Raw genomic sequence first — 13,785 nt, forward strand, 5'->3', positions numbered from 1 at the left:
GGAGTGCCAGAACGATGCGGGTAGGACCGAGCCAGGACGAGATCCGGCGGCAGAACCTCGGTGCGCTGCTGCGTCACGTCCACGTCCACGGCGCGACCTCCCGCGCCGAACTGACCACCACGCTCGGGCTCAACCGCAGCACCATCGGCGCGCTGACCGCCGACCTGGCCGGCGCCGGGCTGGTCAGTGAGGGGACGCCGAAGGAGACCGGCCGGGCCGGGCGACCGTCGCTGGTCGTCCGGCCCGAGTCGGCCCGGGTGTACGCGTACTCGATCGAGGTGGACCGGCTGCGGGCCGCGCGGGTCGGGCTCGGCGGTGAGATCCTCGACCGCCGGGACCTCGAGCGGCCGCGTGGCCTGGACGCCGGGGAGACCGCGCCGCTGCTGGCCGGCGCGCTCAAGGAGATGCACCAGAGCGTCCCGGCCGGGGCGCTCTGCGTCGGCGCGGGCGTGGCGGTCTGCGGCATGGTCCGCAGGGCCGACGGGCTGGTCCGGCTCGGCCCGACCACCGGTTGGGTGGACGAGCCGATCGGCGCAGCCCTCGCCGACGAGCTCGGCATCGACGTGCCGATCACGGTCGGCAACGTGGCGGACGTGGCCGCCTTCGCCGAGCACGCCCGGGGCGTCGCCGCCGGCTGCGACAACGTCATCTACCTCTACGGGGACGTCGGCGTGGGCGCCGGCATCATCGCCGGCGGACGGCGGGTGACCGGTCACGGCGGGTACGGCGGCGAGGTCGGGCACATGGTCGTGGTCCGCGACGGGGCGCGCTGCGAGTGCGGCTCGCGCGGCTGCTGGGAGACCGAGATCGGCGAGTACGGCCTGCTGCGGGCGGCCGGCCGCTCCGACGCCCGGGGCCGGGAGGCGCTGCTGGCCCTCTTCGACGCCGCCGACCGTGGCGACGCCCGCGCCCAGACGGCGGTCCGTCAGGCCGGCGACTGGCTCGGCTTCGGCGTCGGCAACCTGGTCAACATCTTCAACCCGGAGATGGTCATCTTCGGCGGCACCATGCGCGATCTCTACCTTGCCGCCGCCGCCCAGGTCCGCAGCCGGCTCAACCAGGTCGGGCTCCCCGCCTGCCTGGAGCACGTCCGGCTGCGCACGCCCAAACTCGGCGAGGACGCGGCGCTGGTCGGCGCGGCCGAACTGGCCTTCGAGCGGCTGCTGGCCGACCCGCTCGACGTGGGCTGACCCGCCACTCAGCAGATCCTGGCCGCCCGGTCGGCAGTTCCCGATTCCTGCCGGTGAACTGATCGGGCCGGTGATCCGTACCAGAGGGCGGACGGGCAGCCGGCGGATGCGCTGCCCGACGTCACGCGTACGGCCCGGACCGAGGAGGCACCGCAGCATGGCACCGCTGGAATCCGCACGTCGTCGGCGAGGGCACCGGACCCACCGGGTGGCGGTGCTGCTCGTCACGCTCCTGGCCGGGCTGGTGGCCCTGCCCGGCGTGGCCACGGCCGCTCCCGCCGCACAACTCAACGCCGCCGACATGACGCTGCTCAACGGCGTCCGGTTGGCCGGCCTGTGGGAGATGCCGGCCGGTCAGATGGCCGCCGAGAAGGGACAGTCGGCCCGGGTCCGCGAGATCGGCGCGGAGATCGCCCGGCAGCACGAGCAGCTCGACCTGCTCGTCGTCGAGGCCGCCAACAAGCTCGGCACCATCCTTCCCTCGGACGCCACCGCCGAGCAGAAGGGGTGGCTGGGCGAGATGCAGGAGGCCACCGGCGCGCAGTTCGACCAGATCTTCGTGACCCGGCTCCGGGTGGCGCACGGCAAGATCTTTCCGGTGATCGGCGCGGTCCGTGCCGCCACCCGCGACGCCACCGTCCGCAGGCTCGCCGACCAGGCCAACAAGTTCGTCACCGACCACATGGCCATGCTGGAGAGCACCGGGCTGGTCCGCTGGCAGCAGATGCCCCCGGCCGCGATGCCGCCCGCGCAGAGCGACTCGCTGGTCGCCGCCGCCCAGGCCGGCACGCCCGTCGGCCCGACCGCCAGCGTGGGCACCACCGTCGTCTGGGTGGTCTTCCTGCTCGCGCTCGGCGTCGGCGGGTACACCACCTGGCGCGTCCTGCGCCGCGACTGACCCCGCGACCCGCGTGCGAGAGGCCGGGAGCGTCGTGCTCCCGGCCTCTCGCGCGTACGCCTCAGCGGTCGACCTGGGTGAAGTCCCAGGAGTGCGGCGGACGGGCGACCAGCATCGCCGGCGGGTCCGGCAGCGCACGGGGACTGCTCCGCCACTTCGAGATCACCACCACCCGGTGGTCGGTGGAGGAGAAGACCTCGCTGGACAGGTGCAGCGGGTCGTGCTCCAGCTCCGGCAGCGCGGTGTCGCAGACCCAGGTGATCAGGTCGGTGAAGCCGTACGGCTCCGCGCGGGCCTCCCACATCCGGACGATCACGTCGGCCATCCCCTCGTCACACGCTGACCGTGGTCAACGGCAGGGCCGAGTCGGCGGGCAGGTCCAGCCGGCTCGGCGCCACCCCGGCGGCGACCAGGTGCGAACCGAGCGCCGCCACCATGGCGCCGTTGTCGGTGCAGAGCTTCGGCCGGGGTACGCGCACCCGGATGCCGTGCTTCGCGGCCCGGTGTTCGGCCATCGCCCGCAGCCGCGAGTTGGCCGCCACTCCCCCACCGATCACCAGCGTGCCGACCCCGTGGGCCCGGCAGGCGTCGATCGCCTTGGCGGTGAGCACATCGCAGACCGCCTCCTGGAACGAGGCCGCGACGTCGGCCACCGGCACCGCCTCACCGGCCCGCTGCCGGGCCTCCACCCAGCGGGCCACCGCCGTCTTCAGGCCGGAGAAGGAGAAGTCGTAGCGGTGCGCCGCGAGGTCCTTGGCCGCGGTCAGCCCGCGCGGGAAACCGATCGCCGCCGGGTCACCGGCCCGGGCCTCCCGATCGATGTACGGCCCACCGGGGAACGGCAACCCGAGCAGCCGGGCCACCTTGTCGAACGCCTCCCCGGCCGCGTCGTCGATGGTGGCGCCGAGCGGGGTGACCCCGCGCGCCAGGTCGTCGATGAGCAGCAGCGAGGAGTGCCCGCCGGAGACCAGCATGGCGATCGCCGGCTCCGGCAGCGGGCCGTGCTCCAGGGTGTCCACGGCGACGTGCGCGGCGAGGTGGTTCACCCCGTACACGGGCTTCTCGGCGGCGAGCGCGTAGCCCTTCGCGGCGGCCACGCCGACCAGCAGCGCACCGGCCAGCCCGGGGCCGGAGGTGACGGCGATCGCGTCGATGTCGGCGATCGTCACCCCCGCCTCGGCGAGCGCCCGGTCCATGGTCGGCACGATCGCCTCCAGGTGCGCCCGGCTGGCCACCTCGGGCACCACCCCGCCGAACCGGGCGTGCTGCTCGACGCTGGAGGCGAGCGCGTCGGCCAGCAAGGCGTGCCCGCGCACGATGCCGACGCCGGTCTCGTCGCAGGAGGTCTCGATGCCCAGGACCAGGGGTTCGTCAGCCATCAGTCGTCCGTCCCGTACGCGGTCGGCGGGGCGACGCGCCGCATCACCAGCGCGTCGGTGTTGCTCGGTTGGTAGTAGCCGCGACGCACGCCGATCGGCTCGAAACCGTACGTCGCGTAGAGCTTCTGGGCGGGGGCGTTGTCGGCCGCCACCTCCAGCAGGACGGTCCGTACGCCCTGGCGGGCCGCCTCGGCGAGCAGTTCCTCCAGCAGCGCGCGACCGACGCCGCGCCGCTGGGCGTCCCGCCGGACGGCGATGTTCTGCACCCACGCCTCGTCCGGCTGGACGGTCAACCCCGCGTAGCCGAGCACCGACCCGTCGTCGTCCGTGGCCACCCGGTAGAAGTGCCCGCTGGCCAGCTCGTTCCAGAACATCGCCGGGGACCACTGCTCGGCGCCGAAGAGGTCCGCCTCGATCGGCAGCACCTCGTCGATGTGCCACCAGCGGAAACGGCCCAGGCGCACCTGACCGGTCATCGTCCGGCCTCGGTTCGCGACTGCGGGGCTCGCAAACCCGGCTCACTCCTCGCGCTCACGGGAGGACCGGCTTGCGGGCGGTCGCCGCCACGGCGTCCGGCCGGCGCAGGTAGAGCGGGGTGAGCGCCTCGCCGGGGGCCCTGGCCCGGATCCGCTCGGCGGCCAGCGCGGCCAGCGCGGTCGCGTCCGGGTAGCGCGGCTCCGCCCGCAGCGGCAGGCCGAGCACGTCGGCGTACCGGTGCGCGCCGTCGCCCACCGCGACGGTGACGGCCAGCTCGCGGGCCCGGTCGGCGGCGACCACCGGAGCATCGACGTTCGGCCCGGCGATCCGCTGACCGGCGCCGTCGTAGACCGCCCAGTAGACCTCCCGGCGCCGGGCGTCGGTGGCCGCCAGGACCGGCTCGCCGGCGGCCACCGGGTGACCGAGGCCGTCCAGCGAGCAGACGCCGTACGTGGGGATGCCGAGCACCTGGCCCATGGTGGCGGCGGTGACCAGCCCGACCCGCAGCCCGGTGAACGGGCCGGGGCCCAGGCCCGCGACGATCGCGGTCAGGTCCCGGGGCCGGGCGTCGGCGTCGGCGAGCACGGCGTCCACCTGCGGGGCGAGCAGTTCGCCGTGGGCGCGGGCGTCGACCGTGCAGCGGTGCGCCCGCGACGCGACGCCCTCCGCCGAGACCTCCACCAGCGCGGCGGTCACCGCGGGCGTCGAGGAGTCCACCACCAGTACGAGCACGATTGACCAGCCTAGCCGCCCCGCCGTCACCCCCGGTGACACCCCACCCGCCCTCCCCGCCCCCGCCCCCGCCCCGCCCACCCCGCCTCCGCGATCTTGCAGTTGCGGCCTCGCCATAAGCGACGAAAGGCACATAACGCAGACCCAAACTGCAAGATCGCGAAGGCGAGGTGGGCTGAGGCGGGGTGGGGGGTGGGGGGTGGGGTGGGGTGGGGGGTGGGGTGGGGGGTGGGGTCAGCTCGGGGTGCGGAACTTGCGGCGGAAGGCGGGCAGCAGCCAGGGCCGCCGCCCGGAGATGCGCACCCGCCCGGTGAGCACCGCCCGCGCCTGGCTGACCCGGCCGAACATCATCAGGTTGAGGGTGCCCGGATCGTGGCGGATCCGGACATCGGGGCGGGCGTCCGGCGGGGCGAACGAGACCAGCCCTCGGTGCAGCATCAGCCGGACCGGGTCGACGTACGCGTTGCGGAACTCGACCACGATCGGCCGGTCGCTGGGCGGGGCGCCGCCGTCCTGGAGCCGGCCGTAGCCGTGACGCACGACGCCGGCCAGGAACAGTTCGAGGAACATGGCGGCGTCGCGGCCCGGCAGGGACCACCGCCGCCCGACGGCCCGGGCGAGGTCGTGACCGTGGATCAGCAACTCGTTGACCAGATGGGCGCAGAGCCCGGCAAGCGGCACCCGGGCCCCGCCGAGCCAGGGCACCGTCTCCTCGGGGTCACGGTCGGCGCAACTGGCCAGCAGGTGCCCGACGTCGGCCCGCAGCCGGGCGAGCAGCACGACCGGGTCACGCTCGGTGAAGTGCCGGAGGATCACGTCGTTGAAGTCGGCGACCCTGTCGACGGTGACCCCGGTGAGGTAGTCGTCGAACCCCTCCACCGGCAGCGGCGGGTGCTCCGGGTCGGCCAGGTGCGCGTAGAACCAGGCCAGGGAGACCACATGCGCCAGCATGTCGGCCATCGACCAGTCGGCCGTGCACATGGTGTCGGGCCGGCAGGACCCGACCAGACCGGCGAAACGCTCGGTCTGGTCGGCCAGCGCCGTCCGTGCCGCATCCCACTGCTCGGTGGTGACCGTCGCCGTCATGCGCCCCCCTCTGGCCGCCATGCCGTCGACCAAAAGCTACATCGGACAGTCACGTCGCGGTGACCGCACGCAGTCAGCCGGCGGTGCGTTCCCAGTCCACAGTGGGCAGTCCCGCGTCGGCGAGTGCCTTGTTGGCCGCACTGAACGGCCGGCTGCCGAGGAAACCGCGCGGGTTCATCGGGCTCGGATGCCCGGCCTCCAGCACCACGTGAGCCGGGTTGGTGACCAGAGCGGCCTTCTTGCGGGCGTACCCGCCCCAGAGCAGGAAGACGACCCGCTCGTCGCGGGCGTCGAGGGCCCGGATGGTGGCGTCGGTGAACTCCTCCCAACCGGAGTTGGCGTGCGAGCCCGGGGTGGCCTGCCGGACGGTGAGCACCGAGTTGAGCAGCAGCACACCCTGCGCCGCCCAGCCGCCGAGGTTGCCGCTAGGTGGCTTCGGCACGCCCAGGTCCTCGCCGAGTTCCTTGAAGACGTTACGCAGCGACGGCGGCACCGACACCCCCTCGCGGACGCTGAAGCTCAGCCCGTGCGCCTGCCCCGCCTTGTGGTACGGGTCCTGCCCGAGGATCAGCACCCGGCACTGCTCCGGCCCGCACAGCCGGTAGGCGGAGAAGAGATCCTCCACCGGCGGGAAGACGGTCTGGGTGGCGTACTCCCGGGCGACGAACGCGGCCAGCGCGGCGGTGCGGGCCGGGTCGAGGTGCGGGGTGAGCACGGCACGCCACGCCTCCGGTAGCAGTGCCAGCAGGTCGAGGGTGGGGGCGTCGTCGGGCATCGGCAACCTTTCGCAGTCGGTCCCGGGCACTCTAGGCAGCGGGTACGACAGCACTCAGCGCAGGGCGTCCAGGCGGCCCACCCAGTCGCCCCCGACCGGCTCCAGCCCGACCACCCGGGTGTCGTCCTCGCGCCGGTCGATGCGGACCCGCAGGTGGGCGTCGACCAACTGCTCGACCAGCCCCTCACCCCACTCGACCACGGTCACCGAGTCGTCCACCGAGGCGTCCAGGTCGAGGTCGTCGATCTCGGCACGCGGGTCGGCCGCGCCACCCAGCCGGTACGCGTCGGCGTGCACCAGCGCCACGCCCCGCCCCCGGGCCGGGTCGGGCCGGTGCACCCGGGCGATCACGAAGGTCGGCGAGGTGATGTCGCCGAGCACCCCCAGCCCGGCACCGATGCCCTGGGTGAGCGCGGTCTTGCCGGCCCCCAGTGGGCCGGTGAGCAGGAGCAGGTCGCCCGCACGCAGCAGGTCGGCGAGCCGGCGGCCGAACGCGTGCGTCTCCTCGACCGTCGACAACGTGACGGTCACACTCATAGACCCTCCAGGAACTCGGTCAACGCCGCGTTGACCTCGTCGGCGTGCTCCAGCATCACCACGTGTCCACTGTCGTCGACCTTGACGTACCGGGCGTGCGGCAGCCGGCGGACGATCTCCTCCGAGTGGGTCACCGGCGTGATCATGTCCTTGTCGCCCACCACGACCAGCACCGGCGTGCCACTCAGCGCGGCCAGCGCCGGGAACCGGGAGTGGCTGGCGAGGGTACGCAGGTAGCGGGTCACCGTGTCCGCCGACGTCCGGGAGTTCATCCGCTCGACGTACGACACCAGGGCCGGACTGGGCCGGCGGGTACCGAAGCCGTACCGGCGGGTGAGCAGCCAGGCCACGTTGGACGTGGACTGCCGCGCCTTGTCGATCACCGTGCCGCCGTACCGGGCGGCGTTGCTCATCATGTAGAGCACCGGCGAGCCGACCCGGTTCAGCAGCGCCGGCGCGACCAGCCTGGTCTCCGCGAGCAGGCCGCCCGAGGTGGCCATCAGCACCGTGCCCACCACCCGGTCGCCGAACATCTCCGGGTACAGCTCGGCGAAGGCCATGATGGTCATCCCGCCCATCGAGTGGCCGACCAGCACCAGCGGCCCCTCCGGGGTGGTCCGGTCGATCACCCGGCGCAGGGTACGGCCCAGCGCGGTGAGGTCGTACTCACCGGACTCCAGCCGGCCGGAGCGTCCGTGCCCCGGCTGGTCGTACGCGACGATCCGGTGCTCGCCCCACTCGGCGAGCATCTTGCGCTGGAAGTGGAACGTCCCCATGTCCAGGCAGAAGCCGTGCACCAGCACCACCGTCGGGCGTCCCGGCACCGGCCGGGTCGGCTCGACCACCTCGACGTGGATGTCGGTGCCGTCCTCCAGCTCCAGCCGGAACGAGTCGTCGTACCGCTGCTCGCCGAAGACCTCCTCGGCGTACCGGTCGGAGGGGTCGGCCTTGAGCCGGCGGACCAGCGCGCGCTCGGTGGCGACACCGGCAGCGAGACCGGCGGCGGCGACACCGACGGTCGCCAGCGCGCCGGCCACCTTCCCGGCGGCGGTCCGCGGCCGGGGGACGCGGAAGCGGTGCGACGCGCTCACGGTGTCAGCTCAGTTCGCGACTGCGGGGCTCGCAAAACCGGCTCACTCCTCGCGCTCACGATGCCAGCCCAGGTTCCCGACTGCGGGGCTCGCAAAATCGGCTCACTCCTCGCGCTCACGATGCCAGCCCAGGTTCCCGACTGCGGGGCTCGCAAAATCGGCTCACTCCTCGCGCTCACGGCCGCTCGCCGTCGTAGACCCGGGGCACCCGGACCCCGCCGAACCGGGTGACGATCTCGTAGTTGATGGTGCCGACCGCGTCGGCCCAGTCGTCGGCGGTGGGCTCGCCGTCGGCGCCGCTGCCGAAGAGGGTCGCCACGTCCCCGGCGGTCACCTCGTCCGTGCCGCAGTCCAGCACGAACTGGTCCATGCAGACCCGGCCGGAAATGGTGCGCCGCCGGCCGGCGAGCTGCACCGGGCCGACGTTGGAGCCGTGCCGGGGCACTCCGTCGGCGTAGCCGAGCGGCACCACGGCCAGGTTCGTCTCGTCCTCGGTGGTGTAGGTGTGCCCGTACGAGACGCCGGTGCCGGCCGGGACGCGTTTGGTGATCATGACCCGGGCCCGCGCGGTCATCGCCGGGCGCAGCCCGAAGCGCTCCCCGGCGATCGGTGACAGCCCGTAGACGGCGATGCCGGGGCGGACCAGGTCGAAGTGGGTGTCGGGGCGGGTCAGCGTGGCGGCGGAGTTGGCCAGGTGCCGGTAGCGCGGGCGCAGCCCGGCCCGCTCGACCATGGCCAGGCCCTCGTGGAAGACCGCGAGCTGGCGGTCGGTGGTGGGGTGGCCGGGCGAGTCGGCGTACACGAAGTGGCTCCACACGCCGACCACCTCGACCAGACCCTCGGCCTGGGCGTTCGCGGCGGCCTCCAGCAGGTTCGGCCAGTCCGCGACGGTGGCCCCGCCCCGCGACAGGCCGGTGTCGATCTTCAGGTGCAGCCGGGCCGGGCGGTTCGCCACCCGACCCGCCTCGATCATCTCGGCGAGCTGCGGCAGGCTGGCCGCGGCCAGGTCCACCCCGGCCGCGACCCCCTCGTGCAACGGCAGCCCCGGGTCGAGCAGCCAGGCCAGCACCGGGACGGTGATCCCCGCCCGGCGCAGGGTCAACGCCTCGTCCAGGGTGCAGACACCGAGCCAGTCCGCCCCGGCGTCCAGCGCGGCGCGGGCCGAGGGGACCATGCCGTGGCCGTACCCGTCGCCCTTCACCACCGCCATCAGCTCGGCGCCGGTGCCCGCCCGGAGCCGGGCCACGTTGTCACGGATCGCGTCGAGATCGACGCGCACCTCGGCCTGCCACATACGCCCAGCCTACTTGCGCCGGTGATCACCCGGCCCGCTCCCGGCTCAGCGGGTGAGCACCGTCCCGTCGGACCGCGTCGACATCGACCTCGCCGACCCGCGCCCGCGCAGTACGGCCCCGGGCGGCGAAGCGGTTCAATCCAGCAGCGGCGCGATCACGGGGCGCAGCGCGGCCGCCACGTCCGGCGCGGTCACCGGGCCGCCCCGGGCCGCCTGCCGACCGGCCAGCCCGTGCAGGTACGCGGCGGTGGCCGCCGCCTGCTCCGGGGCAAGCCCGGCGGCGAGCAGCGAGCCGAGCAGCCCGGCCAGCACGTCGCCGGTGCCCCCGGTGGCCAGCGCGGGGCTGCCGGTCGGGTTGACGTACGCCCGGCCGTCCGGCGTGCCGATCACCGTGCGGTCCCCCTTGAGCAGGACCGTCGCGTTCATCCAGGCGGCCAGCCGCAGCACGGCGGCGACCCGGTCGGCGCCCGGCTCCTCGCCGCAGAGCCGGGTGAACTCGCGGTCGTGCGGGGTGACCACGATCGGGGCGTCCCGGTCGCGCAGCCGGTCGGCGAGCGAGCCGTCCACCAGCAGGGTGAGCGCGTCCGCGTCGAGCACCACCGGCACCGGGGCGGCCAGCACCGCGCGCAGCTCGGCGGCGGCCTGCTCGCCGGTGCCGAGGCCGGAACCGCACACCCAGGCCTGGACCCGCCCCGCGCCGGCGACCCGGTCGGTGGCGATCACCGACGGGTGCCGGCGGACCACGTCGGACCGCGCTCCCCCGGCGTACCGGACCAGGCCGGTCGGGCCGGCCAGCGCGCCGGCCACCGAGAGCACGGCTGCGCCCGGGTACGTCCGCGAGCCGGTGGCCACCCCGACCACGCCCCGGCTGTACTTCTCCGAGGACGGGCCGAGTCGCGGCCACCAGCCGACGACGTCCGACCACTCGACGACCTGCAGCGCGGGGGTGCCGCGCAGCCACGGCCCGAGCCCGATGTCGACCAGCTCGACCTGTCCGGCGAGCGGGGCGGCCGGGCCGACCACCAGCGCCGGTTTCCACGCGCCGAACGCGACCGTCACGTCGGCGCGGACCGCGGCGGGCCGGCCGGAGGCGGCCAGCGGCACATGCCCGGTGTCGACCGCGACGCCGCTCGGCACGTCCACCGCCACCACGGTGGCCCGGTCGCCGTCGCGCCCGCAGTACCGCACCAGGCTGGCCGCCAACTGCTCGGCGGTCTCCCGCAGCCCGCCGGTGCCGCCGATCCCGAAGATCCCGTCCAGCACCAGGTCGACGACGGCCGGTGGCCGGTCGACCAGCCGGCCGCCCGCGGCGCGCAGCGCGGCGAGCCCTTCGGCATGCGCCCGGCCGGGGGTGACCAGCAGCGCGGAGACGGCGGCGCCGCGGCGGGCCAGGTGCGCGCCCGCGTACAGGGTGTCGCCGCCGTTGTCGCCGGAGCCGACCAGCAACAGCACCCGGGCGCCGTACACCCCGCCCCGGTCGGCGAGCAGCAGCGCGCAGCGGCGGGCCAGGCCGGCGGCGGCCCGCGCCATCAGCGTCCCGGGCGGCAGGGTGGCCATCAGGCCCGCCTCCGCCGCGCGTACGTCCGCGACCCGCCACACCGCTTTCATGCCACCCGTCCCGTCGATCGGCCGGTGGGCGGGCCGGGTGGCCCACCCGGACGTATCAGCGTTCCGCGACCACCATCGCCGAGGCGATCCCGCCGTCGTGGGAGAGCGAGAGGTGCCAGCGGTTGATCCCGCGTTCGGTGGCGGCGTCCGCCACGGTGCCGGAGACGGTCAGCCACGGCCGGCCGTCCGGATCCGGCACGATCTCGCAGTCGTGCCAGCTCAGCCCGCCCGGGGCGCCCAACGCCTTGGCGACCGCCTCCTTCGCCGCGAACCGGGCGGCCATCGACTCGGTCGAGCGCGGGTTGCCGGAGCCGGTGTAGCGCTCCGCCTCGGTGAAGAGCCGGTCGGCGAGCAGCGGGGTGCGGACCATGGCTCGGGCGAACCGGTCCACCAGCACGACGTCGATACCGACCGCGACGATCACGGGACCCACCCTACCGGCGGTGCGGGCCGCAGATTAGCCGCCGGCCGCACGGCGGGCAACGCCTGTGGACAACCCGGGGGTACGACCACCGCCCGCTGTCCACAGGCCCGCCCGTCCGGCGGCGCAGCCGCCTAGCGTCGGCCCCGGTCGAGGTCACCGGGACGGGGAGGCGTGCGGGGTGGAGCCGTTGGAGGTACGACCGGAGGTGCTGCGCGAGGTCGCCGGCGGCCTCACCGACGAGGCGTACGCGCTGGCGCACGGGGTGGCCGCCGTGCCGGGGCTGGTGGTGCCCGTCCCCGAGTGGCGGGCCGCCGGCGCCCTGGCCCGGCTGGAGTCGGCGGTGCACTCCTGGCACGGCGTGCTGGGTGGTCGGGTGGCGCAGACGGCCGACGCCCTGCGCGCCGCCGCCGGCGCCTACGAGGCGGTGGACGACCGGGCGGCCGGTCGGCTCGCCGCGCTGCCCCGGTGACCGGGTACGCGCAGCTCTGGCGGGCCGCCCCGGCGGACTGGAGCGGTGCCGGGGCGGCCTGGCGCGGGCTGGCCGACCCGGTGGGGCGCCGCCGTCGAGGGCTCGCGGCGGGAGCGGGCAGGCTGCGTACCGGGTGGTCGGGTGGGGCGGCCGGCGCGGCCGGTGGGCGGCTCACCGGGCTGCGGGCCGAGCTGGCCGGGCTGCTGCCGGCACTGATCGAGGCGGACCAGGCGCTCACCGAGTTCGCGGTCCGGCTGCGGGCGGCCAAGGCCCGGCTGGCCGCGGCGGTGGCGCTGGCGGACCGCAGCGGGGTGCAGCTCGACCGGCACGGCATGGCCGGCGCCGCCCCCACGCCGGCCCGCCCGGTGTGGACCGGCCCGGAGTCGGGCGTCCTCCCGTCGGGCCTGCCGACCCGGTCACCGGGTGCGGACGGCTGGTCCCGGGGTCCCGGCGGCGTCGGTGCGCACGGAGCTGCCGGACCGCCCGGCGCGGGCCGGACCGTCCGGCCGCCGAGCGCGAGGGGACCGGTGGCGGTGGGCACCGGGAGCGGGCCGGCCGGGCCGACGGAGGTGGCACGGGTGGCGGCCGCCGTACGGGAGGCGCTCGCGCTGGCCGACGCCGCTGACCGGGAGGCCGCCGCCCGCCTCGACGAGCTGGCGGCGGCGGGCCGCACCGGCTGGGTCGCCCCGCCACCGCCCGGGCGGCCGGCGGCCGATGCCGCTCCCGCCCTGGTCCGCACCTGGTGGGCCGGCCTCACCCCGGCCCAGCGGCGCTGGTTGGTGCTGCACGAACCGGGCCGGGTCGGCCGCCTGGACGGTATTCCGGTCGCCGCCCGCGACCAGGCCAACCGGCTGCTGCTCGCCGATCGCCGGGACGCCCTCTCGGCCGACCTGCGGGAACTGTCGGCCGGGCCGGGCGACCGGGCGGCGCGACGCCGGGTCGAGGCGGCGCTGGCCGGGTTGGACGGGCTGGCCGGGCGGCTGGCGGTGGCGGGGCCGCCCCGGGCGTACCTGCTGGGGCTGGACGAGGGCGGGGACGGGCGGGCGATCGTCGCGCTGGGCAACCCGGACCGCTCGGCGCAGGTGCTGACGTACGTGCCGGGGATGACCGCCGACCTCGCCGACGCCCCGGGCGAGCTGAGCCGGGCCGCGCGGGTGCTCGCCCGGTGCGCCGACGTCGCACCCGGCGAGGAGACCGCAGCGGTGCTCTGGCTGGACTACGACGCGCCGGACTTCCTGCACGAGGCGGCCTGGCCGGCCCAGGCGCGGGACGCCGGCCCGGCGCTGCACCACTTCCAGGAGGGGCTGCGGGCCACCCACGAGGGTCCACCGGCCCGGCAGACCGTCCTCGGGCACAGCTACGGCTCGGTGGTGGTGGGCAACGCCGCCCGCGACCACGGGCTGGCCGCCGACGCGCTGGTCTTCGTCGGATCCCCGGGCGTCGGGGTGGACCGGGCGGAGGCGCTGCGCCTGCCGCCCGGTCAGGTCTGGGCGAGCACCGCGGCGGACGACGTGATCCGGTGGGTGGAGCCGCCGGCGCAGCTCACCGGCCGGGCGGCACTCGCCACGTCACCGCTGGCCACGGTGGTCTCGCTGCTGCGTCCCGACGACCACGAGCTGTGGTTCGGCCACGATCCGGCCGATCCCGGCTTCGGCGGCCGCACCTTCCCCAGCGCCCGGTACGGCCACACCGGCTACTGGGAGCCCGACAACCCGGCCCTCAACGGCATGGCCCGGATCGTGCTCGGCCGGCCGGTGACCCCGTGACCGCACCCCGGGGGACACGGCCGGGCCCCGCCGGCCCTGGGTACGGCGGGCGGGGCCCG

General features: G+C 75.5%; 15 protein-coding genes. 4 read left to right on the top strand and 11 right to left on the bottom strand.

Annotation, left to right across the window (positions count from 1 at the left end; all coding sequences use genetic code 11):
* Nucleotides 1–14 precede the first annotated feature (14 nt).
* The gene (locus GA0070560_RS01405) at nucleotides 15–1,190 is read left to right on the top strand and encodes an ROK family protein (protein ID WP_091290209.1); all 1,176 of its coding nucleotides are present in this window, start codon (nucleotides 15–17) and stop codon (nucleotides 1,188–1,190) included.
* A gap of 157 nt (nucleotides 1,191–1,347) precedes the next feature.
* Complete coding sequence (locus GA0070560_RS01410) at nucleotides 1,348–2,088, top strand: DUF4142 domain-containing protein (protein WP_091290211.1); 741 nt, start codon at nucleotides 1,348–1,350, stop codon at nucleotides 2,086–2,088.
* 61 nt (nucleotides 2,089–2,149) lie between these two features.
* On the opposite strand, the gene GA0070560_RS01415 is transcribed toward GA0070560_RS01410, so the two are convergent.
* From GA0070560_RS01415 to GA0070560_RS01465, 11 genes are all read right to left on the bottom strand, one after another.
* Nucleotides 2,150–2,404 (bottom strand): hypothetical protein, encoded by a 255-nt coding sequence (locus GA0070560_RS01415; RefSeq protein WP_091290854.1) that lies wholly within the window; start codon nucleotides 2,402–2,404, stop codon nucleotides 2,150–2,152.
* Nucleotides 2,405–2,420: 16 nt separating this feature from the next.
* Nucleotides 2,421–3,467: a tRNA (adenosine(37)-N6)-threonylcarbamoyltransferase complex transferase subunit TsaD gene (tsaD, locus tag GA0070560_RS01420; protein WP_091290213.1), complete on the bottom strand. Its 1,047-nt coding sequence runs from the start codon at nucleotides 3,465–3,467 to the stop codon at nucleotides 2,421–2,423.
* Nucleotides 3,467–3,943 carry a ribosomal protein S18-alanine N-acetyltransferase gene (gene rimI, locus GA0070560_RS01425; RefSeq protein WP_091290215.1) on the bottom strand — a complete coding sequence of 159 codons (477 nt, stop codon included), beginning with the start codon at nucleotides 3,941–3,943 and terminating at the stop codon, nucleotides 3,467–3,469. The genes tsaD and rimI overlap by 1 nt, the downstream gene beginning before the upstream one ends.
* Before the next feature lie 55 nt (nucleotides 3,944–3,998).
* Entirely contained in the window at nucleotides 3,999–4,676 is a 678-nt protein-coding gene (tsaB, locus tag GA0070560_RS01430; protein ID WP_091290217.1) for a tRNA (adenosine(37)-N6)-threonylcarbamoyltransferase complex dimerization subunit type 1 TsaB, read from the bottom strand.
* A 234-nt stretch (nucleotides 4,677–4,910) separates the two neighbouring features.
* Complete coding sequence (locus tag GA0070560_RS01435; RefSeq protein WP_245675306.1) at nucleotides 4,911–5,762, bottom strand: maleylpyruvate isomerase family mycothiol-dependent enzyme; 852 nt, start codon at nucleotides 5,760–5,762, stop codon at nucleotides 4,911–4,913.
* Nucleotides 5,763–5,835: 73 nt separating this feature from the next.
* Nucleotides 5,836–6,537 (bottom strand): uracil-DNA glycosylase, encoded by a 702-nt coding sequence (gene ung, locus GA0070560_RS01440; protein WP_091290222.1) that lies wholly within the window; start codon nucleotides 6,535–6,537, stop codon nucleotides 5,836–5,838.
* 54 nt (nucleotides 6,538–6,591) lie between these two features.
* Nucleotides 6,592–7,074 carry a tRNA (adenosine(37)-N6)-threonylcarbamoyltransferase complex ATPase subunit type 1 TsaE gene (tsaE, locus tag GA0070560_RS01445; RefSeq protein WP_091290225.1) on the bottom strand — a complete coding sequence of 161 codons (483 nt, stop codon included), beginning with the start codon at nucleotides 7,072–7,074 and terminating at the stop codon, nucleotides 6,592–6,594.
* The gene (locus tag GA0070560_RS01450) at nucleotides 7,071–8,165 is read right to left on the bottom strand and encodes an alpha/beta fold hydrolase (RefSeq protein ID WP_091290227.1); all 1,095 of its coding nucleotides are present in this window, start codon (nucleotides 8,163–8,165) and stop codon (nucleotides 7,071–7,073) included. The genes tsaE and GA0070560_RS01450 overlap by 4 nt, the downstream gene beginning before the upstream one ends.
* A gap of 175 nt (nucleotides 8,166–8,340) precedes the next feature.
* Nucleotides 8,341–9,459 (bottom strand): alanine racemase, encoded by a 1,119-nt coding sequence (alr, locus tag GA0070560_RS01455; RefSeq protein ID WP_091290230.1) that lies wholly within the window; start codon nucleotides 9,457–9,459, stop codon nucleotides 8,341–8,343.
* 135 nt (nucleotides 9,460–9,594) lie between these two features.
* A complete protein-coding gene (locus GA0070560_RS01460; RefSeq protein WP_425412593.1) occupies nucleotides 9,595–11,058 on the bottom strand; it encodes an NAD(P)H-hydrate dehydratase in 1,464 nt (487 codons plus the stop codon).
* Nucleotides 11,059–11,122: 64 nt separating this feature from the next.
* Nucleotides 11,123–11,491, bottom strand: a complete 369-nt coding sequence (locus GA0070560_RS01465; RefSeq protein WP_091290233.1) for a holo-ACP synthase — start codon at nucleotides 11,489–11,491, stop codon at nucleotides 11,123–11,125.
* 187 nt (nucleotides 11,492–11,678) lie between these two features.
* Between GA0070560_RS01465 and GA0070560_RS01470 the strand changes: the two genes are divergently transcribed.
* The gene (locus GA0070560_RS01470) at nucleotides 11,679–11,960 is read left to right on the top strand and encodes a hypothetical protein (RefSeq protein ID WP_425412589.1); all 282 of its coding nucleotides are present in this window, start codon (nucleotides 11,679–11,681) and stop codon (nucleotides 11,958–11,960) included.
* Complete coding sequence (locus GA0070560_RS29720) at nucleotides 11,957–13,726, top strand: alpha/beta hydrolase (protein ID WP_281183461.1); 1,770 nt, start codon at nucleotides 11,957–11,959, stop codon at nucleotides 13,724–13,726. Before GA0070560_RS01470 ends, GA0070560_RS29720 begins: the two co-directional genes overlap by 4 nt.
* Nucleotides 13,727–13,785 lie beyond the last annotated feature (59 nt).

The sequence above is a fragment of the Micromonospora halophytica genome (assembly GCF_900090245.1).
Classification (GTDB): domain Bacteria; phylum Actinomycetota; class Actinomycetes; order Mycobacteriales; family Micromonosporaceae; genus Micromonospora; species Micromonospora halophytica.